The 26,544-nt window shown below is 41.5% G+C and carries 23 protein-coding genes and 3 pseudogenes; 16 read left to right on the top strand and 10 right to left on the bottom strand.

The genetic code is table 11. From position 1 onward, the window contains the following. The first annotated feature begins 346 nt into the window (after positions 1-346). The gene (locus tag NSMS1_RS02415) at positions 347-1,003 is read left to right on the top strand and encodes a hypothetical protein (RefSeq protein WP_224090631.1); all 657 of its coding nucleotides are present in this window, start codon (positions 347-349) and stop codon (positions 1,001-1,003) included. Positions 1,004-1,121: 118 nt separating this feature from the next. On the opposite strand, the gene NSMS1_RS02410 is transcribed toward NSMS1_RS02415, so the two are convergent. Beyond that, positions 1,122-1,340, bottom strand: a complete 219-nt coding sequence (locus NSMS1_RS02410) for a hypothetical protein (protein WP_224090629.1) — start codon at positions 1,338-1,340, stop codon at positions 1,122-1,124. Positions 1,341-2,156: 816 nt separating this feature from the next. Between NSMS1_RS02410 and NSMS1_RS02405 the strand changes: the two genes are divergently transcribed. The 5 genes from NSMS1_RS02405 to NSMS1_RS02385 all read left to right on the top strand — a co-directional run bounded on the left by NSMS1_RS02405 (position 2,157) and on the right by NSMS1_RS02385 (position 8,136). Continuing rightward, the gene (locus tag NSMS1_RS02405) at positions 2,157-5,360 is read left to right on the top strand and encodes a PAS domain-containing hybrid sensor histidine kinase/response regulator (RefSeq protein ID WP_224090627.1); all 3,204 of its coding nucleotides are present in this window, start codon (positions 2,157-2,159) and stop codon (positions 5,358-5,360) included. 100 nt (positions 5,361-5,460) lie between these two features. Continuing rightward, complete coding sequence (locus NSMS1_RS02400; protein ID WP_224090625.1) at positions 5,461-5,715, top strand: SemiSWEET transporter; 255 nt, start codon at positions 5,461-5,463, stop codon at positions 5,713-5,715. Positions 5,716-5,736: 21 nt separating this feature from the next. Next, complete coding sequence (locus NSMS1_RS02395) at positions 5,737-7,371, top strand: B12-binding domain-containing radical SAM protein (protein ID WP_224090623.1); 1,635 nt, start codon at positions 5,737-5,739, stop codon at positions 7,369-7,371. A 14-nt stretch (positions 7,372-7,385) separates the two neighbouring features. After that, positions 7,386-7,574: a CPXCG motif-containing cysteine-rich protein gene (locus NSMS1_RS02390; protein WP_224090621.1), complete on the top strand. Its 189-nt coding sequence runs from the start codon at positions 7,386-7,388 to the stop codon at positions 7,572-7,574. Positions 7,575-7,692: 118 nt separating this feature from the next. Next, entirely contained in the window at positions 7,693-8,136 is a 444-nt protein-coding gene (locus tag NSMS1_RS02385) for an SRPBCC family protein (RefSeq protein ID WP_224090619.1), read from the top strand. A 329-nt stretch (positions 8,137-8,465) separates the two neighbouring features. Here NSMS1_RS02385 and NSMS1_RS02380 read toward each other — a convergent pair whose 3' ends face one another. From NSMS1_RS02380 to NSMS1_RS02370, 3 genes are all read right to left on the bottom strand, one after another. Further along, entirely contained in the window at positions 8,466-11,297 is a 2,832-nt protein-coding gene (locus NSMS1_RS02380) for a M16 family metallopeptidase (RefSeq protein WP_224090618.1), read from the bottom strand. Between the two features lie 113 nt (positions 11,298-11,410). Beyond that, positions 11,411-11,839 carry a VOC family protein gene (locus NSMS1_RS02375; protein WP_224090617.1) on the bottom strand — a complete coding sequence of 143 codons (429 nt, stop codon included), beginning with the start codon at positions 11,837-11,839 and terminating at the stop codon, positions 11,411-11,413. A 127-nt stretch (positions 11,840-11,966) separates the two neighbouring features. Continuing rightward, a complete protein-coding gene (locus tag NSMS1_RS02370; protein ID WP_224090615.1) occupies positions 11,967-12,479 on the bottom strand; it encodes a TIGR02652 family protein in 513 nt (170 codons plus the stop codon). 238 nt (positions 12,480-12,717) lie between these two features. Here NSMS1_RS02370 and NSMS1_RS02365 point away from each other — a divergent pair, with 238 nt between their 5' ends. Beyond that, a complete protein-coding gene (locus NSMS1_RS02365; RefSeq protein ID WP_224090614.1) occupies positions 12,718-13,251 on the top strand; it encodes a gamma carbonic anhydrase family protein in 534 nt (177 codons plus the stop codon). A gap of 96 nt (positions 13,252-13,347) precedes the next feature. After that, positions 13,348-14,538 carry a transposase gene (locus NSMS1_RS02360; RefSeq protein ID WP_224087111.1) on the top strand — a complete coding sequence of 397 codons (1,191 nt, stop codon included), beginning with the start codon at positions 13,348-13,350 and terminating at the stop codon, positions 14,536-14,538. A gap of 103 nt (positions 14,539-14,641) precedes the next feature. On the opposite strand, the gene NSMS1_RS02355 is transcribed toward NSMS1_RS02360, so the two are convergent. After that, positions 14,642-15,262 carry an acetoacetate decarboxylase family protein gene (locus NSMS1_RS02355; protein ID WP_224090613.1) on the bottom strand — a complete coding sequence of 207 codons (621 nt, stop codon included), beginning with the start codon at positions 15,260-15,262 and terminating at the stop codon, positions 14,642-14,644. A gap of 69 nt (positions 15,263-15,331) precedes the next feature. Here NSMS1_RS02355 and NSMS1_RS02350 point away from each other — a divergent pair, with 69 nt between their 5' ends. Continuing rightward, positions 15,332-15,871: a methylated-DNA--[protein]-cysteine S-methyltransferase gene (locus tag NSMS1_RS02350; protein WP_224090612.1), complete on the top strand. Its 540-nt coding sequence runs from the start codon at positions 15,332-15,334 to the stop codon at positions 15,869-15,871. Here NSMS1_RS02350 and NSMS1_RS02345 read toward each other — a convergent pair. Continuing rightward, positions 15,847-16,719: an acyl-CoA desaturase gene (locus NSMS1_RS02345; RefSeq protein ID WP_224090610.1), complete on the bottom strand. Its 873-nt coding sequence runs from the start codon at positions 16,717-16,719 to the stop codon at positions 15,847-15,849. The two genes, NSMS1_RS02350 and NSMS1_RS02345, sit on opposite strands and share 25 nt — an antisense overlap. A 230-nt stretch (positions 16,720-16,949) precedes the next feature. Between NSMS1_RS02345 and NSMS1_RS02340 the strand changes: the two genes are divergently transcribed. The 3 genes from NSMS1_RS02340 to NSMS1_RS02330 all read left to right on the top strand — a co-directional run bounded on the left by NSMS1_RS02340 (position 16,950) and on the right by NSMS1_RS02330 (position 19,857). Further along, entirely contained in the window at positions 16,950-18,179 is a 1,230-nt protein-coding gene (locus NSMS1_RS02340) for a TetR/AcrR family transcriptional regulator (protein WP_224090608.1), read from the top strand. A 242-nt stretch (positions 18,180-18,421) separates the two neighbouring features. Further along, positions 18,422-18,859 carry an NUDIX hydrolase gene (locus NSMS1_RS02335; RefSeq protein ID WP_224090606.1) on the top strand — a complete coding sequence of 146 codons (438 nt, stop codon included), beginning with the start codon at positions 18,422-18,424 and terminating at the stop codon, positions 18,857-18,859. Positions 18,860-19,023: 164 nt separating this feature from the next. Next, a complete protein-coding gene (locus tag NSMS1_RS02330) occupies positions 19,024-19,857 on the top strand; it encodes a Uma2 family endonuclease (RefSeq protein WP_224090604.1) in 834 nt (277 codons plus the stop codon). Positions 19,858-19,880: 23 nt separating this feature from the next. Here NSMS1_RS02330 and NSMS1_RS02325 read toward each other — a convergent pair whose 3' ends face one another. After that, positions 19,881-20,306, bottom strand: coding sequence for a GNAT family N-acetyltransferase (locus NSMS1_RS02325; protein WP_224090602.1), 426 nt, complete (start codon positions 20,304-20,306; stop codon positions 19,881-19,883). Between the two features lie 246 nt (positions 20,307-20,552). On the opposite strand from NSMS1_RS02325, the gene NSMS1_RS02320 reads away from it, so the two are divergent. The 3 genes and pseudogenes from NSMS1_RS02320 to NSMS1_RS02310 all read left to right on the top strand — a co-directional run bounded on the left by NSMS1_RS02320 (position 20,553) and on the right by NSMS1_RS02310 (position 24,173). Further along, the gene (locus NSMS1_RS02320; protein ID WP_224090600.1) at positions 20,553-22,664 is read left to right on the top strand and encodes a TIGR00300 family protein; all 2,112 of its coding nucleotides are present in this window, start codon (positions 20,553-20,555) and stop codon (positions 22,662-22,664) included. 88 nt (positions 22,665-22,752) lie between these two features. Then, on the top strand, positions 22,753-23,259 hold the full coding sequence (locus NSMS1_RS02315; RefSeq protein ID WP_224090598.1) for a DUF2085 domain-containing protein: 507 nt from the start codon (positions 22,753-22,755) through the stop codon (positions 23,257-23,259). 101 nt (positions 23,260-23,360) lie between these two features. Continuing rightward, positions 23,361-24,173, top strand: a pseudogene (locus tag NSMS1_RS02310) (Uma2 family endonuclease). Between the two features lie 240 nt (positions 24,174-24,413). On the opposite strand, the pseudogene NSMS1_RS02305 reads toward NSMS1_RS02310, so the two are convergent. Together NSMS1_RS02305 and NSMS1_RS35000 are read right to left on the bottom strand one after the other, a co-directional pair. Further along, positions 24,414-24,899: pseudogene (locus NSMS1_RS02305) on the bottom strand (transposase); the annotation flags it as partial. 3 nt (positions 24,900-24,902) lie between these two features. Then, positions 24,903-25,088: pseudogene (locus tag NSMS1_RS35000) on the bottom strand (transposase domain-containing protein); the annotation flags it as partial. 121 nt (positions 25,089-25,209) lie between these two features. Here NSMS1_RS35000 and NSMS1_RS02300 point away from each other — a divergent pair. Further along, entirely contained in the window at positions 25,210-25,395 is a 186-nt protein-coding gene (locus NSMS1_RS02300; RefSeq protein WP_224090584.1) for a type II toxin-antitoxin system HicB family antitoxin, read from the top strand. A gap of 6 nt (positions 25,396-25,401) precedes the next feature. On the opposite strand, the gene NSMS1_RS02295 is transcribed toward NSMS1_RS02300, so the two are convergent. Next, on the bottom strand, positions 25,402-26,460 hold the full coding sequence (locus NSMS1_RS02295; protein ID WP_224090583.1) for a CHAT domain-containing protein: 1,059 nt from the start codon (positions 26,458-26,460) through the stop codon (positions 25,402-25,404). Positions 26,461-26,544: the final 84 nt, after the last annotated feature.

The raw sequence follows: 26,544 nt of genomic DNA, 5'->3' as shown, positions 1-26,544 counted from the left end.
TAATAAATCAATATAATAATGCTACTAATATAGAGGTGACAAAAAATACGCACATAAGGCGATGAGAATAAGAGCGTTTAAGTTACTTAACTGTTAAAAATATTGATATATATAGTTTTATAAGACTTTATTCCTTTAAGCACTTAAATGAAAAAAGTATAAAATATAATTAAGTTAATATTGTTGTAAATTTTAAATTTCAATGGTAATGTAAAATAAAAATCGATATTTAGCAAAGCTAACATAGAAGTATTATTGTAAATTCTTAAAAGTATGAGTTAGTTATAATATTGACAAGAATGCTAAATAGTCCTAATCTGCAATTTGTAAAAATTGGAACGCAAACATGAAAGCTTTTAAATACTTTTTGGTACTAGCTGTCTTCTTGACAAGCTTGATATTTGTTCAACCTGATTCATTAGCAGACCGCCCAAAAATTAGCAAGAATCCTGATTACGTTACACTAACAGAACAATTAAAAACTTTAACAAAAGCTAAAGAAAAGCAAGCTCAATTAGAAGATTACACTCCAGAACAAATTGAGCAGAAAATTAATGAGTTAGAGTTTCAAAAATATGCTTTTGAGTCAGGGATTGACTGGGGACAATGCAGTAATCAAACTGGCAAGACTTTAGCTATTTACGGGCCAGAACCAAATTTAGATGAGGATGAATACTCTGAAGGTGCAGCACTGTACTTTTTAGGTGATGGTCAGACTACTGAAGATAGATGGAATTGCAAGGGTGTGTATTTACCTAGCGATGTCAATGCTGTAGCTATCAACTCAAATGGTCAAGGTCAAGAATTGACTGGTGGCGTGGTCATCAAAGTTCCTAATGGTACTAACTTAGTTCTGAAGACAAATCCTGATACTGGCGCTATTGAATTTAGTCAAGCTGGAACTCAAGTAGTCAAATCTACTCAAGTCAATTGGTTTATTCCCAATGTCTCGCAAGCAATTGTAGATGCACGAGTTACTAATGCACCTACGAAAAAAGCATAAAAACGCTACTCCTAAAGGAATGGAGTTTTTTCAGTAGTCATTGGTCAGTGACGAAGCCTTATAAAGAGGTGGAGTGTTGAACTTCACACCGTGAAACATGAATCCCCGTATGTTCGCGTTAGCGTGCCGTAGGCAAGTTAAACGGAATGCGGGGAGCGTCAAACAATTTTAGATTTTGGATTGACGATTTTGGATTGACTGCACCCACAAGGGGATGCAGCTTGGAGATTTTGGATTGACGAAGCAGCGCGATTTGTTCCGCCCACCAGGGGCTGGGCTTGAACCAAAAATAATCCAAAATCCAAAATTTAAAATCTAAAATTAGTACGGTCAACATAACTAGTAGTCCTTGGTAGATAGGTGTTTACCAAAAGGTTTAAAACAATCAAAGCGCATAAATGTGTATTTACTATCTTTTTTTGCAATTTATTGTCATTTCTACGTAATTAGAATAACGCAAGCGCAGGATGATAGATATAAATGCTTCATATTTACATAGTGTTATTACTATACGGTAGCCCCTACGGTACATAGACTTTACATAGAGATTTTCAAGCTATTTCAAGGTTTTTGATGTTAACTTTTCCTTACTTAAGGAAATTTAACAGGAGTAAAAATACTAACTATTGAGGCTTTGATAAATTTTGTCCAAAAATTCAGTATATTTACGGCAATGATTTTTGGAGTATTCAGATAAACTCTATTCACTCCTTAAAATATTACTTACTTAGTTTTACAGAGTAGTACTCATTCTGTAATTGCCTAAACCTTGCACCTACTTGTTAGGTGCATTTGCTTTTTCAGTGGTTTACGTAGATACGGCAGGGAGTAGGGGGAAGAAACAGTTGCCTTGAGTTCAAAAATTGGCATATAGCTATAGATAAAGCTAATGATTGCCCTTTGTTGGCTGGGAAGAAAAAAATTATTAGCTATGCTGATGTTAGGACTTACACCCGAAAACGAAAAATTGAGAGCTTTGGCAGGAGTACTTTAAGTTAAAACCCTTACACGTTTCTATGATTGGGTGTCTTGTTGCGTAACTTCCTTGATGTGTAAACTTTTAAGTTGTGTTACCAGTTTGAATGCTACTTCACCGCAATTTAATCACATCTGCTTGGTGATGACTTCGCCTTATCTGTTCCATAATTCTTGTATGACCTCTGAAGACCCTGTTGCCTCATCAGTGAATAAATTGGTTTTATCCGAAGAAGCCTTTTTCTTTGAGCGATCGCTCGATCTGCTGACAGTGATTGGTCTAGATAGCCACTTTAAGCGGTTCAACCCTGCATTTATCCAAACTCTCGGTCATTCACCAGCAGAATTATTAGCTCACCCTTTTCTAGATTTTGTCCATCCAGAAGACCACGCCGCCACATTAGCAGAAATGGAGAAATTAAAGGCAGGCGCTCCTACGCTTTATTTCGAGAATCGTTACCGGACGCAGGCTGGGTACTACCGATGGTTGGCATGGACAGCATCACCCCAGATTGACCAAGGGGTAATATACTGCGTTGCCCGTGACGTAACAGGGCAAAAAGAGACGGAATCTGCCCTACGTGCAAGTGAAGAACGCTGGCAATTAGCTCTTAGGGGTAGCAATGATGGCATCTGGGATTGGAACGTGCAAACTAATGAAGTATTCTTCTCAGCCCGTTGGAAAAAGATGTTGGGGTTTGAAGAGGAGGAAATCAGCAACCATTTGGACGAGTGGAAAAAGCGGGTGCATCCTGATGATATCGACCAAGTAATACAACTGATCCAAGAGCATTTTGAGCAGAAAACGCCATTTTACATTTCCGAACATCGGGTGCAATGCAAGGATGGTAGTTATAAATGGATTTTAGATCGCGGTCAGGCAATTTGGAATGAGGCAGGCGAGGTGCTGCGGATGGTGGGTTCTCACACCGACATTACAGAACGTCGCCAACTAGAAGCTGCCTTGCAAAGTGCTAACCAGGAGCTAGAACAGCGCGTGGCTGAACGTACTGCCCAGTTAGAACAAGTCAATGCGGCACTACGAGAAAGCGAGGAGCGCAACCAATTGGCAATGGAAGTGGCGCGGATATTTACCTTTGAGTGGGAACCAAACACCGATGCCGTCAAGCGATCGCCTCAATGTGCGGCTATTCTGGGGTTAAGTTGCCCATCGGCAGAACATGATACAGGTGCAGATTATTTTCAAAAAGTCCATCCAGATGATCGCGATCGCTTCCTAGCCGAATTACAAGCACTAACACTCGAAAATAACACTTACAAAATTACCTATCGAGTCGTGCGTCCAGATGGGCAGATCCTCACATTGGAAGAAAGTGGACGCGCCCTGTTTAACCAGATGGGACAGTTAACTAGACTGATTGGCATTACGGCAGATGTGACGCAACGTAAACTACTGGAAGCCGAATTAGAAGCAAGCCGGGCCACTTTACACAGGCAACTGGCAGAAATTGAAACTATCTACCAGTCTGCCCCAATTGGGTTAAATGTCCTCGATCCTGATCTGCGCTTTGTGCGGATTAATCAAAGATTGGCAGAAATCAACGGATTTTCTATAGAAGAACACATCGGGCGGACAGTTCGAGAGTTATTACCTGACATCGCAGATACGGCTGAGGAGTTGCTGCGCCCCATCTTGGAAACGGGGCAAGCACTACTAAATGTAGAAATTCGTGGGGAGACTCCAGCACAACCAGGAGTAGAACGCATCTGGTTAGAAAGTTTTTTGCCGTTGAAAGAGGGCGATTGCGTCATTGGCATTAACACTGTTTGTCAAGAGATTACCGAACGCAAACGAACAGAGGAAGCCCTACGGGAGAGTGAAGACAGATTGCGAATGGCGATCGCCTCTGCTCAATTGGGAACCTGGGATTGGAATTTAGTCACTGGGGAATTGAAATGGGATATTGCTTGCAAGGCTATGTTTGGTTTACCATCTGATGCTGAATCTAGCATAGAGATGTTTTTTCAGGGCTTACACCCTGATGACCGCGATCGCCTCCAGGAAATTCTTCAAGTAGCACTCGACCCAGCGTCTGGTGGTTATTATGACACTGAGTATCGCACCATCGGCATTGAGGATCGAGTTGAACGCTGGCTGAGGTCGAAAGGACAAGCTTATTATAATGCCGAAGGAAAACCGCTACGTTTTATTGGTACGGTGCTGGATATTACTGAGCAAAAACAAGCCGAAGCCCAGAAAGAAAAGTTATTTCAACAAGAACAAGCAGCACGAGAAGCCGCAGAACGTGCCAACCGCACCAAAGATGAGTTTCTGGCTATTCTTTCCCATGAATTGCGGACACCGCTTAACCCGATTTTAGGCTGGGCTAGGATACTTCAATCCCCCAATATCAGTACTGAAAAACTCCAAGTCGGGTTAGCCACCATCGAGCGTAATGCCAAGCAACAGGTGCAACTGATTGAGGATCTGCTAGATATCTCTCGCATCATCCGTGGAAAACTTTCCCTCAGCTTTGCCGCTATCAATTTATCTGAGCCAATTATGGCAGCTTTGGAAACTGTGAATTTAGCCGCACAAGCCAAAGAAATTCACATTGAGGTATTGATTGACTCATCGGTGAGGCAAGTGAGAGGAGATGCAGGCAGGTTGCAACAGGTGATATGGAATTTACTCTCAAATGCGATTAAATTCAATTCTTCAGGCGGACGGGTGACGGTGCAACTTACCCAAATTGACCACTATGCACAAATTCAGATAAGTGATACGGGTAGAGGCATTGAAGGCGAATTTTTACCCCATGTATTTGAGTTATTCCAACAGCAGGATAGTTCTAGTACTCGTTTTTATGGTGGGTTGGGCTTAGGGTTAGCGATCGCCCGTCAGATTGTCGAAGCCCACGGTGGTACAATTACGGCTGTCAGTCCTGGTGAAGGAAAGGGGGCAACCTTTACCGTCCAATTACCTTTAATGCCTACTTCTCACCCCAATACTTCTGTTACTTTCAACCAGCCAACAGTGAATTTAGAGAATCGGCGCGTGCTTGTGGTAGATGATGAGCCTGATTCTCTAGAACTAGTTAAGGTGATTTTAGAGGAAGAAGGCGCGACTGTCTGTTCAGTTTTCTCTGCTACCGCAGCCCTACGACTACTGATCCAATCTCAATTTGATTTACTCATTAGTGATATTGGGATGCCAGAAATGGACGGCTACACATTCATCCGTCAGGTACGCGGTTTACCGCCCCAATTCAACCGAGATATTCCCGCGATCGCCCTCACAGCCTATGCAGGTGATACCAATCGGCGTAAAATCCTCGTAGCTGGCTTTCAGTCCCATCTAGAAAAACCCATCGACCCCCAAAACCTCCTAGATGCGATCGCATCGGTTATTATTCCCTAATACCAGTAAAGGAGGTAAAGGATAATAACTGTTGACTGTTAACTTTTGACTGTTGACTATGGACTAATGACTAATGACCAATGACTAACAAATATATTGCATGGATTTTTTGACAATTCTCGGACTCATTGCCGCAACATTAACCACTGTTGCCTTTTTGCCGCAAGTGTGGCGAACGTGGAAAACAAAGTCAGCAAAAGATGTTTCTTTCATCATGCTGATTGCCTTTATGAGTGGTCTTTTTTTGTGGTTAATTTATGGAATTATCCTCAATGCTTTGCCAATTATTCTGGCTAACAGTATCACTTTAGTTTTAAATTTTATAATTTTATGGCTTAAAATTAAATATAGATAAATATGTTTTAATATAATACCTGTGACATCTTCTTTATTTAGTTCTGAACGCCTCTTATTTACACCTGCTACGCCAGAAAGTAACGCCATACCAATAATATTTGCGTTTCCCAATGAATATACAGTGGGAATCACCAGCTTAGGCTATCAGGTAGTATGGGCGACTTTGGCAATGCGTAGTGATGTCCAGGTTAGCCGATTATTTACTGATACTTATGAACCGCTACCAAGAAATCCTGAAATTGTTGGATTTTCTATTTCTTGGGAATTAGATTATGTAAATATTCTCAATTTGCTGGAGTCTTTATCAATTCCTACCAGCACAATTAATCGTGATGATTCTCATCCCATAGTTTTCGGTGGAGGACCTGTTCTTACAGCTAACCCAGAACCTTTTGCCGAGTTTTTTGATGTCATTTTGTTAGGAGATGGAGAGAATTTATTAGGTAATTTAATTGATGCTTATAAAGAAGTGAGAAATGCTTCTAGGCAAACTCAACTTTTAGCACTCGCACAAGTACCGGGAATTTATGTTCCTAGTTTGTATACTGTGGAGTATGAAGCAGCAGATGGGGCGATAAGTTCTATTAAACCAATTTCGGCGGAAGTTCCAGCCATAGTGCAGAAGCAGACTTATCGGGGGAACACCTTATCAGCATCAACTGTAGTTACCGAAAAGGCAGCTTGGGAAAATATTTTCATGGTGGAAGTGGTGCGCAGTTGTCCAGAAATGTGCCGCTTCTGTTTAGCGAGTTACTTAACATTACCCTTTAGAACAGCTAGTTTAGAAGGTTCATTAATTCCAGCAATTGAGAAAGGCTTACAGGTAACAAATCGCTTAGGATTATTGGGTGCTTCTGTAACTCAGCATCCAGAATTTACCGCCCTATTGGATTATATTAGTCAACCAAAGTATGATGATGTGCGCCTCAGTATTGCCTCAGTCCGCACGAATACGGTGACAGAACAACTAGCGGCAACTTTGGCAAAACGAGACACGCGATCGCTTACTATTGCTGTAGAAAGTGGTTCCCAAAAAGTCCGGCAAATCGTCAACAAAAAACTCCACAATGACGAAATCATTCAAGCCGCCGTCAATGCCAAAGCTGGTGGTTTGTCAGCCTTGAAACTCTACGGTATGGTAGGCATCCCAGGAGAAGAAGCGGAAGATTTAGACGCAACTGTAGCAATGATGCGGAGTATTAAAAAGGCTGCCCCAGGGTTGCGCCTAACTTTGGGTTGTAGTACGTTTGTCCCGAAAGCCCATACACCATTCCAATGGTATGGGGTAAATCGTCAAGCAGAAAAGCGTCTACAGTCCTTACAGAAACAATTAAAACCCCAAGGGATAGATTTCCGCCCAGAAAGTTATAATTGGTCTATAATCCAGGCTTTGATATCTAGAGGCGATCGCCGCATCTCCCAACTGCTTCAACTCACACGCAACTTTGGCGACTCCTTGGGCAGTTACAAACGTGCCTTCAAACAACTTAAAGGCCAAATCCCTGACTTAGAATTTTACGTGCATAGCGATTGGTCAACAGAACAAGTACTACCTTGGAGCCACTTGCAAGGGCCGTTACCACAGTCTACACTACTAAAGCATTTGGCTGAAGCCACTAGTCATTTCCGCAAAGAACTACAGCCATTAAATTAATAGTTGGAAACTGAATGCAAAATACAGCCGAATTTTACTGTGCCTACTGTGGGGAACCAAACTTAACTTTTATTGATTTAAGTGCAGGTGGACAACAATCTTATGTAGAAGATTGCCAAGTTTGTTGTCGTCCAAATATCTTATATATCAGAGTTGACGAAGATACCCTAGATATCGAAATTGATACAGAATATGAAGGGTAGTTGTAGGAGTTGATAGTTGACAGTTGACAGTTGACAGTTGTTATTCTCCCTCATATCTCTCATTTGTGTGACTTAGCTAGATTTTGAATTTTGAATTTTGAATTTTGAATTATTTTCCATGCTGCACTTTCAACATTCTTCAGTAATTAACGCTTCCCCAGAAGTAGTTTGGAAATTCCATGAAAGATCGGATATTTTGCAACTACTAACACCACCTTGGCAACCAATGCGAGTAGTCCGCAGGGAAGGAGGGTTAGAAGTAGGGGCAATTACAGAGTTTAAGTTATTTCTCGGCCCCGTTCCCTTAACTTGGTTAGCGCGTCACACGGAATGCGAGAAATATCGCTTGTTTACCGATACACAAATATCCGGGCCTTTTGAATCTTGGATACATCGTCATCGTTTTGAACTAGAAAATGGTAAAACCAAGCTGACTGATGATATTTCCTATGTTATGCCCGGTGGAGATGCTGTGGAGTTTATCGGCGGCTGGCTAGTACAAGCACAATTAGAAGCTATGTTTCGCTACCGCCATTTTGTAACTAAACGGGAATGTGAGTAGGGAGTGGGGAGTGGCTGACAGGTGTAGGTATTTTACAAACGTGGCTGAAATGGGGTTTTTCCGTTAGTTAAAAACTCAATTTTAGTCTTTGATTTTTTACCTAAGAACGAAATTTCGTTATTTGAACCACGTTTAGAACTCTGTTTGAGAGTGTCCACTCATACCCACATCAAAAACCTACACCTGTCAGGTGGGGAGTGGGGAGTGGGGAGTGGGGGGAGATGGGGAAGATGGGGAAGATGGGGAAGATGGGGAAGATGAGGGAGTAACCCACCCCTAACCCCTCCTGGGAGGGGAACAGGAGAGGAGAATAACAACTGTCAACTGTCTTACTTAACGCCTTGTGTAGCTACCATAGAAGGCCCAACTGTTACTACTACTACTTGATCTGGGTGGAGTAACTCACGAGCTGCTTGATTCACTTCGGCTAGGGTGACTTGCTCTATTTTCTCAGTATAAGAGTGCAGTTCGCTCTTATCTAACCCATAAACATGATTCATCAAGATTTTATGGGTTAATTCTTCTGGGTCTGCCAAAGATACATTATAGTTACCAGTTAAAGTACGTTTGGCTGTATCTACTTCTGATGTAGTTACACCTTCTTGGTTAATTTGTGCAAGCACTTTTTGGGTGCTGGCGATCGCTTTATTCACATCTTCAGGACTGGTTTGCATTTCAATCCAAAATGTCCCAAAATCTTTTTCGGCGAGGAAGTCGCTATAAATGCCGTAAGTTAAACCTTGGCGATCGCGCACTTCTGACCCTAATCTACTAGATAAGGTATCTCCTCCCAAAATTTGGTTTAATACTTGCGCTACATAAAATCTAGGGTCTTGGCGCTTAATACCTGTATAACCGATGTAAGTAATAGCTTGAGTTTTTCCAGGAATGACAGGATTTACTCTGGTGATAGTTTTTGGTAAGGGTACTTGGGGATATTTTATAGTTGGTGGTTCTCCAGTAGCTTGCCAATTAGCAAACTCTGCTTCAATTTGCGATCGCACTTGGTTAGGTTCAAAATCTCCCACCAACACCAACACAGTAGTATCTGGACGATAATATTTTTGATTAAAAGCAATCACATCTTGACGGCGAATCTTGCGTAAACTCTCCACCGTCGGGAAATCATGCAGGGGATGTTTTTTAGGATAAATTGATTGTAAAAATACCCTTCTGGCAACTTCTTCGGGGTCGTCTAATTCCATTTTTAAGGAAGTTAAAGCTTGTTGGCGATTCAGTTCCAGTTCTTGTTGGGGAAATTTGCTATTTTTCAGCGTATCCGCTAAGGTCTGAATTAGCACCGGAAAATCTTCAGCTAAACTATCCCCTTGGATACGCATTCCGTTACGATATGCAGCAAAATCTAAAGTAATACCCCTGTCATCTAAAACTTTAGCCAGAGTTGAAGCATTTTTACTCTTAGTCCCACTCATCAAGCTATCTGCTACTAACGAGGCTAACCCAGCTTGTCCATTTGGGTCAAATTCTGTACCAGCTTTGATATATCCACTCAAGGTAACAGTGGGTGTACTTTTATCAGGTAGTAAAAATACTTGTAAGCCATTAGCTAAAGTAAACTGCTGTGGTAAACGTGTTGAAGACTTATGACCAGTTGTATCTGTTGACTCTAGAGATGGTAAATATTTCATCACCTCCGATGATGGCACAGACACACCACCAGTAAGGTTTTCTTGCGTTTGGTGTGATGGTTTTTTGCTATTAATTTCTTTTTGCTGATACGATGTTGGTGTAAAAATACCTACTTTCCGTTGAGATTTCTGTAAGTATTTGTTAACTACACGCACTACATCTTGTGATTGTACCTGCCTAACAGCAGCTAAATAATAGTCAGTAAAACGATAATCACTAGCCGTTGTCTCATCATTGCCTAACTGGGTAGCTTGGTCAGTTATGGTACGGTTACTCAAAATAATGGTAGCTTCTAACTGTCTTTTCGCTCTGGCTAATTCCTCCGCTTTTGCACCATTGCGAGAAAGATTAGCGATCGCACCCTTCACTACCGAATCAATTTTACCTAAATCTTGGTCTGGATCTGCCGTCACTAGCAACTCATACCAACCAGCCTCCTGCAAACCACCAATAGAGGCTTCTACTTCACTAGCTAAACCCGATTCTACCAACGCCTGATACAACCGAGAGTTGCGCCCCTCAGTCAAAATGTAATCCACAACTTCCAAGGCTGGTATATCTGGATGAGTCACCTGTGGTAGTGGGTAAATCACTTGTAAAAGTCCTGCACCGCCTGGTTCTTTCAGGACTATAGGAGTTTTAACTGTTGACTGTTGACTGTTGACTGTTGACTGTGGACTGTTGACTGTGGACTGTTGACGCTTAGGTATATCACCAAATATCTCTTTTACCATTGCCAAGGTTTTTTCGGCTTGGCAGTCGCCGACAATTATTAAGACGGCGTTGTCAGGGCTGTAATAGTTTTGATAGTATTTTTGTACTTGCTCAACTTGAAATTTTTCTACATCTGCCTTAGTTCCGCCTACGGGTAAGCCATAAGGATGGTTGGGAAATACGGCTTGCATCACCGCACGGTTAAGGCGGTATTCTGGGTTATTTTCATAACCCTGTAATTCGGAAATAACTACTCGCTTCTCACTGGCTAGTTTCTCCGCGTCAATGACTGCATTTTCCATTCTGTCTGCTTCTAGCAGCAGCAGTGCTTTTAGCTTGTCTCTTTCTACTGTGCCGTAATATGCTGTTTGGTCGTAACTGGTGAAGGCGTTGGATTCGCTGCCTAAAGCACTAAATAAAGTGCCAAATTGAATAGGACGGCTTTGTGTGCCTTTGAACATCATATGTTCTAGCTGATGGGCAATGCCGTTGTCTCCTCGTTTTTCCTGGCGCGAACCAAATTTGTACCACATCTGTACACTGACAACTGGTACAGCATTTACTTCTTTGATTAATACAGTTAAACCATTGTCCAGCACTGTCTTGTGGACATTTCCTGTTACCTGAAATTGATTGGATTGTTTTGCCACTAATATTGTCTGGGAATTGTCTTGGCTCAATGCGGTTCTATATTGACTTTCAGCAGGTTTATTACTAAAGGATAATACTGTAATTAAAGAGATACTGAACAATAAAACATAAAGACGGTAACGATACCAGATAGACGATACAGACATTTATTTGGTAGATGTTTTGAAGTTATTCTTTTTTATTAACAACCCCAGTTTAATGCTTTTAAGCGTAGGTTACAAAGAAAACACATTTGTCGTATATAAAAATACAATTAATTTTAGTTAATTTTACTTAAAGCTCTGATAAATTCCAATGGTAAGCCATCTGTATCAGCAATAAAAGCCACTTCAAAAATGCGATCGCCTATCTGCTGCTGTGTCGGCTCTAAGAGTATTTTCAATGGTGACAATTCTGCAACCTGAGATACACGTTCTTGCAAATCTGTCAACCATCCAGGTAAATCTGGTGTAGTTTGAGTTAAATCGAATGACAGGTGATAATAACCCACATAATGCTCATCTGCAAAAGCATCGGGGGCTGGTTTTGGTTCAGGAATTTGGATGAGTTCAATTCTGCCGCCTAGTCCTTCCATCCAGCAAGCTAGGGTATAGCCTGTTGTGAAGCGTTCACAAACTGTAAAGCCTAGTATTTCATAAAAGGCGATCGCTCGATGGATATTCGCAGTCCGAATAGAGGCGTGGTGCATAGTTTAGTCAATAGTCATTAGTCAATAGTCCATAGTTATTAATCATTAGTCATTGGTCATCAGTGAGTTAAAAATTTTTTTTCTGTTGACTGTGGACTATTGACTGTTGACTGTGGACTATGGACTATTATTCAAATAATCGGAAATAAGGGTAGCGCACAGGAACACCCGGTTCTTTATCCAAATCGAAATTAATCACTTCCCAACAGGGGTCATCTGATGAGTCGGGACTAAATTCAACAGGTAAGCCGTATAATCTTGCCGATGAGGTTTCCGGCTGTCCAGAACGCCAAGGAGTGCTGCGTTCTAAATAACCACTCATCAATTCCTGATAACGCTTGGCAATAATTACCTTTGTAGCTCGATACCCTTGGGTGTATAGCTTATCTAAGGCTTCGTGGATTTCAAACCGAATGCCATCGGGATGAGTATGTTGTCGATACCATTCATTATTCCATCTCCGCCAATGGCGACCAGATTGTAGATGAACTAATTCCCCATTTTTGGGGTTAGCTTCAAAAGCGCCATGACGGGGACACAAATAGGTATCAGTCAGTGTCAGCGCCGGAATCGTTTGGCGACAATGGGGACACTGTATATCAGGGCCAAATATAGGGTACTGCAAGCCTGGATTCATCATGAAGTGCGTACAAACATAGTCTCGTATTCACCAGCACCAGTGCGTTGGATTTTACACTTCGGCTCCACCAATCTGGGGGATTTGTTCACTGCTGCACCAATAAGGTATTGCGGCAGAAACAATTTCACCGTTGTCTTCCTCAACTTAGAGGGTGGACACTGTGATATTCTGGTTTTGCAACCAGCCTCCAAGGATGGAGTTATTCCAGTGTTCCTGGGTACCTTATTCATATTCTATCGTGTCTACCTCTTCTTACTGGCCTTCTCCCGATTTTTCTCACGCCGCCTTCATCGCCGCCAATGCTGTTGTTGTTGGTTCCGTCAAAATAGCAGCAGGAGCAAGCATTTGGTACGGTGCAGTAGTTAGGGGAGATGTGGAAAGCATTGACATTGGTGAATGCACAAATGTTCAAGATGGAGCAATTCTACACGGTGATCCCGGTTTGCCAACAGTATTGGAAGACTTTGTTACTGTAGGACACCGTGCTGTAATACATTCTGCCCATATTGAGCGCGGTTGTTTAATAGGCATCGGCGCAGTAATTTTAAATGGAGTCCGCGTAGGTGCTGGTAGCATCATAGGTGCTGGATCTGTTGTAACTAAGAATATACCCCCCTTGTCACTAGTTGTAGGTCTTCCTGGGAAAATTTCCCGTCCCGTCACCCCAGAAGAAGCCGCAGACCTCATCAAACATGCGGAACGTTACAAAAAGTTAGCATTAGTTCATGCGGGGAAAGGTAGCGATATTGGCTTTTATCAGAGTGGGGAGTAGGGAGCTGACAGGTGTAGGTTTTTTACAAGAGTGTGAGCATTCATTCACGCTTGACAGAAAATAAAAGCAGACTGACAAAGTGAAACAGAGGCTCAAATGCTGAAAAATGAGTACCTCAAACAATGGACAAATATAGTGTCACAGAAAATGCCACATCTGACGTTACCACAAGTGGTAGGGCTGGCAACATGGAGTTTTGGCATAGTGATGACAAGATCAAGTAGCTTGAGCAAAGTGTCAAAATTCATAGCTCAAGTCAACTCAGAAAAGGCAAATACAGTACGTCAAAGATTAAAAGAATGGTATGAGGAAGCCTCTGCCAAAAAAGGGCTTCATCGTCGGACTCTAGATGTAAGTAGTTGTTTTGCGCCATTGCTGTTATGGGTGATCAGTTTGCTACCTACCAATATCAAGCGTATTGCGCTAGCACTAGACGCAACCAGTATCGGCAATAAGTTTGTAGTCTTATCAGTAAACATACTCTTGGCGGGTTGTGGAATCCCGATAGCATGGTGTGTGGTCAAAGCACATGAGCCAGGAAGTTGGAAAGGGCATTGGCACAATCTGCTCACAGCAATCAAAGATGCCATCCCAACTGAGTTTGATGTCATAGTCACTGCTGACAGAGGACTGTATGCTTGTTGGTTGTATGAATTGATTGTGGCTGCTGGCTGGCATCCGTTTTTACGTATTAACCATCAAGGAACTTATCGCCTGCCATCTGGGAATACATGGCATCCACTAAAAGATGTGGTTTGTACCCCTGGAACATCTTGGTCAGGTCGAATTATTTGCTTTGTCACCAATCCCGTTGAATGTACATTGCTTGCCCGTTGGGATTTTGGTTACAAAGACCCTTGGTTGATTTTGACTGACCTTGAACCCATGAGCGCCTCTGCACTCTGGTACGGTTTACGTCCTTCTACAGAATGTGTTTATCGGGATGTCAAAGGAGATGGTTGGGATTGGCATCATACTCGTTTGCTCTCACCACAACGTGCTGAACGTTTGTGGTTAGCCATCGCTGTTGCCACTCTTTGGATGGTGATGCTGGGGGGCGAAGCGGAAAATCAATCTTCTCCCCCAACTCTCGAACAACTTCCACCTCGACATGTTGTCTTTTCTCAGCCTTTCCACCTTCATCCTCAGCGTCAGATTTCTTGTTTTTTGTTAGGCCTGTTGACCCTGATTGCTGATTTACTCAACCATCTTCCTATTCATCTTCCCAGTTGGAGTGCTTTTCCTCATACTCCTGTTGACGATTTCTTTTGCTTCAATTCCTCCTAATTGTAAAAAACCTACACCTGTCAGGGAGTAGGGAGTAGGGAGTGGGGAGTGGGGGGAGATGAGGAAGTGGGGCAGCAGGGGAAGAATAACTAATGACTAATGACTAATGACTAATGACTTTTGGTGCATCTACTTGTAAGGTCATTTGGTCATAACGCACAGTAACAAAAGGTTGACTTAAACCTATGCTGGAAAAAGGACTGGTATTAGGCACTTCTAAATTAGCGCCTACAAAACCTATTAAACCCTCAAATTTAGCTGTAAAGGTTAGCAAATTATGATCAAGTTTACTAAAACCGGGTGCAGCTAGTGTTTGTCGCCATGCGAAGCTGGGTTGGTTAAAGTTTAAAGTACAAAGATGTTGGTTTCCTTGACGGACTGTTACAGATTTTTCTTGCCAAGTGAATTGTGCAAATTCTTTTGGTAATCCCCAAATTTCTCGACCGCCAGCTACAGAGTTTTCATTATCTACATAAATGTGAGATACCCAACCACCAAATCCCTTATCAGCCGTTACAGCTAAGGCTACAATTAACTCACTGTATTCCATTACAGAATCAGAACTGTAATACGATAAATATACGCTAGCGATCGCTTTACCAGGCCATAGAGAAAATGGGTTTAACTCAGGGGGAAGGAGTAAGCGTACTTTGTCTATATCTACTAAATGTAGAGTTTGGATAGCATAACCTTTTAGTGTCCAGGGTGCTGGGGGATATTGCATATAAATATTTTGATTAGTTGACAATATTTAGGTTGGCTTACTAGATTTATGTCATAAAAATTTAACGAAATGAACTACCCTAAGACTAGTCGCATGGTTGATTTGGTAAAACTATTTATTGATAAAATCAGTTCAGAAATTGGCACGATTTTAATTGTCTCTGATGGGGAAAAACTTTGCGCTTTGGATTTTGCAGACTATGAGCAAAGAATGTTGAAACTGCTGCAAAAACGTTATCCTAGCTTCTATTTTCAAGAGACAAAGAATCCGCAGGGATTTAGTAGCCTAGTTCAAGCTTATCTAAAAGGCGATCGCCACAGCTTAAATAATATTCCTGTAGATACTGGGGGAACTCCTTTTCAACAGCAAGTATGGCTGGCGCTGCAAACTATCCCTTGGGGAACTACCATATCTTACGGTGAGTTAGCAGCAAAAATTAATAAGCCGACTGCTGCTCGTGCTGTCGGCTTGGCAAATTCACTTAACCCAATTGCGATAGTCCTTCCTTGTCATCGAGTCATTGGTGCAAACAGTTTACTCACAGGATATGCAGGAGGACTAGAGCGCAAGCGTTGGTTGCTTAATCATGAAAGAGTCATTCTTCCTTGATTTATACTTTTTGTTGGTGGTAAAACTACTTTCTTTGCTAAACCTAGAGTTTGTAATAATTTAATACTCCACCAAGTTACATCAATCTCCCACCACTGGAACCCAGCTTTGGCTACGTTAGGGTATGTGTGATGGTTGTTGTGCCAACCTTCGCCATAAGTAACAATGGAAACCCACCATAAATTTCTTGCATTGTCGTCAGCATCAAAGGTGCGATAACCCCACATATGAGTAGCAGAGTTAACAAACCAAGTGGAATGCCATAGTAATACTGCTCTGACAACCACACCATAGATGACAAATGACCAGCCTCCCAAGGCGTAAAGAACTAATCCTAAAGGAATTTGCAATAACAAAAAGTAACGATCTAACCAACGATAGAAAGGTTGTCTAGCTAAGTCTGGTGCGTACTTTTGATAGATTTCATAGTCGAAAAATTCTGAGCGGGGATACATAATCCATAACATATGGCTCCACCAAAACCCGCGCTGAGAAGAATATGGATCTAGGTGGACATCTTCGGTGTGTGCGTGATGCTGGCGGTGTCCTCCAATCCAAAAAATCGGCCCCCCCTGCATAGCTAATGCGCCGATAGTGGCGATCGCATATTCCAACCATTTAGGTACTTGAAAACTCTTGTGGCTAAGTAGTCTGTGATACCCTAAACAAATACCAATACTGCCGAACAACCAGTGGAGAACCAATAGCAAACCTAATGCTGACCAGGAAAAAAACCAAGGAGCCAACAAGGCTACGGCATGAAACGAAGTAAAGAATAATACGTTTATCCACCGTATGCGCAATGGTTTCTCTGCATCAGGTGCGATCGCCAGATGTTTTGCAGTCATAACAATTCCTAATTAATGGATCAGGTTGCGATTTGCTCTTGTAGCTGGTAATTTTTCATGCTCAACAGGAATTGACAAATTCGTCATTAAGGTGTTTGTAATTTTCTTTTGGCGAATTGCTATTACCTATTTAGACTCATGCGTTACAGTAAATTAGAGCAAGTATCACTTACATTTGTCATCCTAGCACTTGTTTTTGTTTTATTGCAAGTAGCACTTGCATTTTATTTATGGCCTCTCAACCGCTTTCAGCTCGCCAACGCTTGATTAAAGCAGCACTGGAATTATTTACTGCTCAGGGAGTCAGTGGAACTACTACCCGTCAAATTGCTGAAAAAGCCGCAGTCAATGAAGTGACGCTGTTCCGCAATTTTGGTAATAAACATGGGCTGCTGTTGGCTGTATTAGAAGAATCAGCAGCCTTTATCAACTTAGGTGAGTCCCTGGTACAACGGGCTAATCCTCCGGGGGATGTTTACCAAGCTTTAAAAGACTATGCAAGTGCTAGCTTACACGCATTGGAAAGAGTGCCAGATTTGGTCAGGTCTGTAGTAGGTGAAGCTGACCAATTTCCAGCAGAGAATCGCCGCGCCTTGGGACGAGGCTTAACAGAGGCTAACCGCTATGTAGCTCAATACTTAGCTACAGTAATTGAACAGGGAGATTTAAACACCTATCTACCCGCAGAGAAATTAGCCAGTTTACTCAACGGCATGATTTTGGGATACGCCGTTATTGAGTTTACCAGCGAATTTCATCAACTTTGGGAAAGTCGGGACGATTTTCTAGAAAACTTAGTGGAGTTATTTCTTCACGGAACGATGTCACCCGCAATGAAATTAGCTCACAACAGCTTAGAAATCAGAGAAATACCTCAAGACGTAGCGGATATACCTGCGGCGTTAGTTCATGAAATTCTCCGACAAGCTAGAAAATCGAGTCTACAGGATTACGCGATCGCATACGTTTTATTTGCGGCTGGCTTATCCGCTACAGAACTAGTTAACTTACAACGAAATCATCAAATTTATGACTCTCACGGTCACTTCCTGCAAATTACCATCCCCGGATTCGTCCGCCAAGTCCCGGTAAACCAGTGGATTTTAGGGAAACGCTATGGTTCCTATACAGATAATCCCTTAACTAAATGGTTAAAAAGTCGTAAAGATAATCATGCTCCCATGTTTATTAACGCGACAGGTGAACCAATCTCGGAATCTGAGGTTTTAGCTTGTTGGCAAGTCTGGACTCAAGCATTATTAACCCCGCAAGGACAAACACCTCAAATTGACCAAGCAAAACATACTTGGCGCGTAGAAATGTTAATGCGAGGGATGACTTTAGAGAATTTAAGCATTATTACAGCCTGCGATCGCACTCAATTACAACCCTATGCCCACAGAGCAAAGGAAAAAGCAGCCCTTGAACAAGCAACTCGTTTGGATCAAAAGCCAGTTTAGGGGAGTGGGGAGTAAGGGAAGATGTGGTTCTCTGCGAGACGGGAAATCGAGCGGAGTCGAGATTCACCAACCGGGAGTAGGGGAGAACAACTATGGACTGTTGACTAATGACTAATGACTAATGACTATATTAAAGTTAATAAGCTAAAACATAAATTAATAAAAATTAATTCTCAATCTGTAGCTAATATTTCAAAGTAAATATTGTACATAGAAATTATTAATCAGAGGAGACAATTCTGGTGAGACGAAAAGTTAATAAAGTGTTGAAACAATCTGGAGTAATTCCTTATAGGGAGAGGGATGGAAAGATTGAAATACTATTGATTACAACACGCGATCGTCAAGAATGGGTAATTCCCAAAGGTGGGATCGTTAATGGTATGACTCCCCCTGCATCAGCCGCTAAGGAAGCTTGGGAAGAAGCTGGAGTAATCGGGCAGGTAGATGGTAATGAATTGGGTACTTATAAGTATCGTAAACGAGGCAAAATCTACCGAGTTAAAATGTATTTACTACCAGTTGAAAACCTCAGCGATTGTTATCCAGAGGCTAATAAAAGATACCGACGATGGCTAGATGCAAAACAAGCTATCAAACTCATAAAAAAAGACTCCCTCAAGCGCATCTTAAAAGGATTTCTCCAAACAAAACTACACTCTTGTGCATTATCTCTTTAGCAAGGTCGACCATTGACCGTTAAAAGTTAACGGTCAATACAAATAAATAGAACTGAGATATTTACAAGTTACAAATATGATGGCAATTGCCTTTCATAATTACGAATTACGAATTACGAATTAATCTTACTCTTGAATAATCACTCCATTTGGGAGTTGACTTTATGTCAATGGAAACTACACAACTACCCCAAGACCCAAAAGTAGAATCCTTGGAATGGGAACCACCCATGCCACCCACGGATTTAATTTTTGACGACGGAGAACCCTTGGAAAGTAACCGCCATCGCATCGCCATGAATTTATTGATCCGTTCTCTCAAATATCAATGGGCAGAACGAACTAATTTTTTTGCTGGCGGTAATATGTTTATTTACTACAGCAGTAAGCAGGCAAGAAATAGAGATTTTAAAGGCCCTGATTTTTTTGTAGTTCTAAATATAGAGAATAATCCTACGCGCTTGGGTTGGGTCGTTTGGGAAGAAAATGGCCGCTATCCTGATATGATAGTTGAACTACTTTCCGATTCAACAGAAGCTAAAGACTTGGGAGAGAAAAAACAACTATACGAGCAAGTATTTAAAACTAAAGATTATTTTGTATTTCATCCGTTCAAAGTTAATTCTTTGCAAGGTTGGCATTTAGATAGTGATCAAGGCTATCAACCAATTACTCCCAACCCCCAAGGCTGGTTATGGAGTCAAAGTATAGGCTTGTGGGTGGGAACTTGGCAAGGTCAAGTAGAAGATGATGATGCTGTGTGGCTGAGGTTTTACGATGAGGCGGGTAATGTGGTTCTGTTACCAGAAGAAGCACAACAGCAACGGGCTAACTCTGAACAACAACGAGCTGACGCTGAACAGCAACGGGCTGACACTGAAAGACAAGCAAGATTAAACGCTGTATCTCAATTACTAGATATGGGTATGAGTCAAGAACAGGTTGCACAAGTCCTCAGCTTGACTGTGGCGGAGGTAGAAATAATTCGTAATTCGTAATTTTAAAGAGTGAAAGGGAGTTGCTAAATTTGTTTTTTTAAAAAATATCTTTGATGTCCTGGGGGGAAGTTTTCTAGAACTCCAAATATTTCGTATCCCAAACGTTGGTAAAATCCTAAAGCTTGAAAACTAAAAGTATCGAGATAAGCATGACTACAGCCGCGTTCCTTGGCTGCTTGTTCAGCTTTGAGTAAAAGTTGCTTTCCATAACCTTGACCACGCAAGCTCTCATCTACCCATAAGTGAGATACAAACAGCCATCCCCAATGTGTTTTTCCCACTAGACCACCAACAATTTCTCCATTATCATCTCGAATTAAAACGCTTAAAGGATAAGCAATATCTTTATATTGAAGGCTATTATTGTTAAATTCAACAATTTTACTAATTACAGCCTGAATATCCTTTGGATCGGGTTTATCCTCAATGTTAAAAACAAAATCTGTCATTTACTTTAAGAAATTTAATGACAACACAATAGCAGTAAATTATTACTTTAGGCCTATGCCCATAACCTAGCGGTTGATTAACCTATAGCTTTGCTAATATTACTGTGTCTTTTCCAGTAATAAAAGAAGCAAAATTTTTGTTAAATTCGCCACTATCTCAAGATAGAGGTAGTGTAACGGATTGTACGAACCTGGAAAAGAAAATGCTGGTGTCCAAAATAAGTCTGTAACATTTGTAATATTTTTATGACCTCTCGTATTCGTTTTTTGATGTGTTCTCCTGACCACTACGAAGTGGATTATGTGATTAACCCCTGGATGGAAGGGAATATTCACAAATCTTCACGCGATCGCGCAGTTGATCAGTGGCAGGGGCTATACCAAATTCTTAAAGAACACGCCATTGTAGATTTAGTCACCCCTGAAAAAGGCTGGCCAGATATGGTGTTTACTGCCAACGCTGGCTTAGTCTTGGGTGATAATGTTGTTCTGAGCCGCTTTTTACACAAAGAGCGTCAAGGTGAGGAACCATACTTCAAACAATGGTTTGAAGGCAATGGTTATACAGTTTATGAACTACCAAAAGACTTACCCTTTGAAGGTGCAGGCGACGCATTATTAGATAGAGAAGGACGTTGGCTGTGGGCTGGCTATGGTTTCCGTTCCGAGTTAGATTCTCACCCATATCTGGCTAAATGGCTAGATATTGAAGTCCTATCACTGCGGTTGATAGATGAGCGTTTCTATCATTTAGATACCTGTTTCTGCCCACTAGCTAACGGTTATTTACTCTATTACCCTGGTGCGTTTGATTCCTACTCCAACCGCTTAATTGAGATGCGAGTTGCACCAGAAAAGCGCATAGCTATTGCTGAAGCCGATGCGGTGAATTTTGCTTGTAATGCGGTGAATGTTGACAGCATCGTCATTATGAACAAAGCCAGCGAAACTTTAAAGCAGCGTTTATCTGATGTTGGTTTCCGCGTACTGGAAACACCTCTGACCGAATTTCTCAAAGCTGGTGGTGCGGCTAAGTGTCTTACCTTGCGCGTAACAGAACCAGTTAGAGCAGAAGTTCACGCCAACGTGTCCGTCGAAAGCCGAATTATGCGTATCGAAGGACATTTACTTGATTCTGGCTTGATTAACCGCGCCTTGGATTTAATTGTCGATACTGGTGGTAGTTTCCAAGTATTAAACTTCAACTTGGGTGAACAACGCCAAAGTACATCCGCCGCCGAAGTGAAGGTTTCCGCACCTTCTCACGAGGTGATGGAAGAAATCCTTTCCCAATTAATTGATTTAGGTGCGGTAGACTTGCCTCAAGATGAGCGCGATGTCAAACTTGAGCCTGTGATTCAAAATGGTGTCGCCCCTGATGATTTCTATGTCAGTACCATTTATCCTACGGAAGTGCGGATTAAAGGGCAGTGGATTAAAGTCGAAAATCAACGGATGGACGGCGCGATCGCTATTACTCAAACTGCCAATGGTCTAAAAGCAAGGTGTAAAATATTACGTGACCTAGAAGTAGGCGAACAAGTTGTAGTAGACGTACAAGGTATCCGCACCATCCGCAAAACTGAATCGCGGGAACAACGTAACACCCAAGAGTTCAGCTTTATGTCGGCGGGTGTTTCTAGCGAACGCCGCGTGGAATTGGTGGTTGAACAAGTCGCTTGGGAACTACGGAAAATTCGTGATGCTGGCGGTAAAGTAGTTGTCACAGCCGGGCCTGTGGTCATTCATACTGGTGGTGGCGAACACCTATCAAGATTAATTCGGGAAGGTTACGTACAAGCCTTACTGGGTGGAAATGCGATCGCAGTCCATGACATCGAACAAAATATCATGGGTACATCCTTGGGTGTGGACATGAAGCGGGGTGTAGCCGTTCGTGGAGGACATCGCCATCACTTGAAGGTAATTAACTCCATCCGTCGCTACGGTAGCATCGCCAAAGCTGTGGAAGCAGGGGTAATTAATAGCGGTGTCATGTATGAATGCGTCCACAATCAAGTTCCCTTTGTTCTAGCTGGTTCCATTCGGGATGATGGGCCTTTACCCGATACCCAAATGGACTTAATCAAGGCGCAGGAGGAGTACGCCAAACACTTAGAAGGTGCGGAGATGATTCTCATGCTGTCATCAATGCTGCACTCAATTGGTGTGGGGAATATGACCCCATCTGGTGTAAAAATGGTCTGTGTGGATATTAACCCGGCTGTTGTGACCAAATTGAGCGATCGCGGTTCAATAGAATCAGTAGGTGTAGTCACTGACGTAGGTTTATTCCTCAGTCTGTTAACTCAGCAGCTAGATAAGTTGACAAGTCCGTATGTGTCTAAGGTAGGTTAAGAATTATCTCACACAGAGGAGCCAGTGCGTTTGGCTGCTCTGCCGACTTAAAGCAACTGGCGTAGCGCAAAGGAGCAAAGGAAGGAAGATGCAAAGGGTGGCTTTAACACGAGAGTTACAGGTTAATTGGGTCAGTTTTTTTGCTGATTTCCTGTTGGTGGGAATGGTGTTTGGGCCTCCTATTGCTCCTTTTTTGGCTGCGTCTGGTGTCTGGTTGCTTGGGGGTATTGCGGACATCATTTACTTTATGGGTAATCATGTATGTCCGCAACCTACTATGGGTTTGGAATTAGCATCCCCCTTCATCATGGCTGTATGTATGCGCTGTTATGGTACTGTCACAGGTTTGTTAATTACCCGCCTGCTTTATGCTGTAACTGGCGGTAAAGGTATTTATTGGCTGAGTCAATATGGTTGGAGTGGTGCGGCTTTAGCCACTGTCTTGATGATGGCTTATCCTGTGGAATTAGCAGCGCAAATTTTTGGTTTGTGGGATTTTAATAATTATTTAGTTACGCCCTTCGGTTTGATTACAGGTGTGGCTTGGGGGTTGTTCATGATGCCATTTTTACATGCTTGGGACAATAAAGATTAGTTAAAAGAATATTTGAAATAGGACGACAAGCGAAATACAGGGCAAGTAATGCCCACACTCTCCAAGTTATACTAAATCAATACTGTAATCCTTTGAATGGTATGAGTGAAACGCTGGCTGATATTGATGTACCACCACAGTTTCCAGATCATACTCAACTACCAGAGTCTGATGGTACATTTGTGTTCGCGCAGCGTGCCGGAGGCAAGAATTTTCAAGAACATCCCCAAAGCATTATTATTACAGACTCTATCATCCAAACATTACAAAATTTACATGCAGACGGAAATTTCTGTATAGGTCAAGATTGTGGTATTTATTGGCGCGAAACAGAACCACCAGAAAAAGGTACAGTAGCACCAGATTGGTTTTATGTTCCTGGTGTACCACCAAGATTAGACGGAAAAATTCGCCGTTCCTATGTGTTATGGCGAGAATATATTCCCCCATTAATTGCTATATAATTAGCCAGTGGTAATGGTGAAGAAGAACGAGATAAAACACCTCTACCTCTAAGTGGCGATCGCCAAGGTGCAAAGCCTGGTAAATTTTGGGTATATGAGCGCGTAATTCGTATTCCCTATTACGCTATTTATGAAGTTAATAATCAGAAATTAGAAGTTTATCATTTAGTAGATTTTTCCTACCAAAAAATGCAGCCTAATCAACGGGGACATTATCCCATCCCGCCTTTAGGTGTAGAATTAGGGCTTTGGCAAGGAAGTTACTTAAATAATCCTGAGCAACTATGGCTGCGCTGGTGGGATTTAGATGGTAATTTATTACTTGTGGGTAAAGAAGAAGCCGAATTACAAAGACTAAGGGCGCAACAAGCAGAGCAAAAAGCCGCACAACTAGCAGAACGTTTACGAGCAATGGGTATAGATCCAGATACAGGTTTAAGCCTGGAATAATGTAGATACAAGTAGGGTAGTTAAGGAATTATTTTATAACTATTTTTCGGTTATAAGGCAATACGGTTCAGTTAAGCCTAGAAAGCTGATTAGTGATGTGAAATTTCGGAGCTTCTACTCGTTGTCCAGTACCTCTGTGTTGCGGCTTTTTAGAGCGAAACTTTGATACAGGTTTTTTCACAACTCTGGGATTAACACGGTGAACACGTTCAGATAAAAACGTATCTAAAATCTCGACAATTAACCAATCGAAAAAAAAGGTAAGTCTTCGGTCTGTAAATCTTGAAATTTAGGAATAGCACGACGAATGACTCGTAATGTACTTGTAAAACTCAAGCGTAATGGTGGAACCCCAGCAGTAGTTGCAGCTTGAAACATTAACACTCGTACTGACCAATGACCTAACAACCAACCATAAATTTCTTGCACGACTTCTCGTGGTTTTTGAGAACGAACGTGAGTTTTACGCCCCAAAAGATGTATTTTCAATTCATCAATGATATTTTCTACTTCCCAACGTTGATGATATTCTTTGGCTAATAATTCTGCGGGAAATTTATCAATATCTAATAAATTCGTAATTAAGCGATAAGTAAGTTGTTCCGTAGGGTTTTCTGGATGCTCAATTGTGTATTCAATAACTCTCACAAGAATTGGCTGACAACCTTTTGAGCGTAGTTTTCCTGAAGGATTAATCCACGATAAGTAGGAGCCATCTTCTAATAAGTTTTTTAGTACATCTCGCATTGAATCTCTCGACCACAGGCTCATTGCTACTACAAGACACACTACCAAATGTGCTGGTAAAGAACGATTTCTTTCTTCGTTAGCTTTGCTGGTTGTAATCGCTTGTTCAATGGCAGTTGCAGGTATGGCTGTCTCTATTGCTTTTAGCAAATCATCGCTTTGTATCATTGGAGACAACAGGGAAAAATCTTTGAGATGCACTACAGTTTACTTTCAGCGTTAATTACAATCCTTAATTTACACAACTTTGCGCCTTAACTGAACCGTATTGGGTTATAAGGTTAAGTAAATGCAAACTCTAATTCGACTCAAAATAGAAAGATTTATTGAAGATGAGCAAGAATATTTTGTAGCCACAAGTGACGATTTACAGGGGTTAGTTGCCGAAGGTAAAACAGTACAAGAAGCTATAGAAATAGCTGAGAATGTAGCTAAGGTATTATTGGCATTAGAGAAAAAAAACATTATAAAATAATAATTTTCATTGCTCATAATCAACAGTACCAAGCATGATTCTGCAACAGCGCAACACATCTTCATATAAATCAAAAGCTTTCGTAGCCATCTGATTAAGTTGATCTCTTGTCTCAAGACGGTGTTCTCGAACTTCAAAGTCATGAAGATACATAGAGAAAAATTCACGCCCTTCAATTGGCCAAATGTTTGCATTTAACTTTGACTGGAAGTCTCTGAGAATACTCATAAAATTTCTCCTTTTTGCCTCCAATTCAGGATTTAAAAATTCGTGCATTACATCTGTCCAAGTATCAATAAGATCATCAATACTTTCTAAATCTTTACTACGAATACTATTTCCTACGTCATGCTCTTTCAAAAATCTTGCACCTCTTCCATTAGGTGGAAAATCTTTGAGTAGTTGAAGAAACAAACTCCTGTCTTGCTTTATTGTGATAGATGTATAAGTAAAGCTATTTTTAGTTCCTAAAGAAATTACATCATCAGTTTTGGTGTTCTCTACTTTTTTTGTATAGATAACTGGAGTTAAATGTTCAGGAATACCCTCTAACTGAATTTCTACACAAGCAAACTTATAAGCTGTTTCAAACGTGCGACCAGATCCCAATGCTCTATAAAAGCCAACTGAGAATGCTATTGCAGCAGTATCTCCAATAGCTTGATTCATGCCAATAACGTAGGGAATATAATCGGCAATAGCTTTTGCTTGGATTTCTGAATAACAAGCATTTAAAACCACACATTTAACCTGATGTGATACTAGCTCAAATAAGCTGCTAAGTGCAGAAGGAACAACAGGTTGAACTTGTCCTGTGAGATTTTCAAAGCATAGTTCTCCTGTACTCGTTCCATGTCCTGAGAAGTGAACAATTTGCGGCTCGATATCAAAAATTGCTTGACTTATATCTCCTGGACGCACTGCTTCACGAGGCTCTAGATGGAAAATATCTCTTTGCTTTGAGAGTTGTAGTTTCTCACGTATATCTCGCAACTCTTGACCTAAACGCAAACGGCCAGCATCGCTAGGATCAGCTGACAGAAATAGAATTTTAGTTTTATCCATGTGCAAAAAGATAAGTGACCTTGAGCTAAAGTAGACAAATTACCTATATAAGTTTTAACAGCGTTATTGCAGTAGTGTCACTTC

It is taken from the genome of Nostoc sp. MS1 (genome assembly GCF_019976755.1).
Taxonomy (GTDB): Bacteria; Cyanobacteriota; Cyanobacteriia; order Cyanobacteriales; family Nostocaceae; genus Trichormus.
The sequence above is the reverse complement of the archived record's forward strand: the minus strand, read 5'-3'. Positions and strand labels throughout refer to the sequence as shown.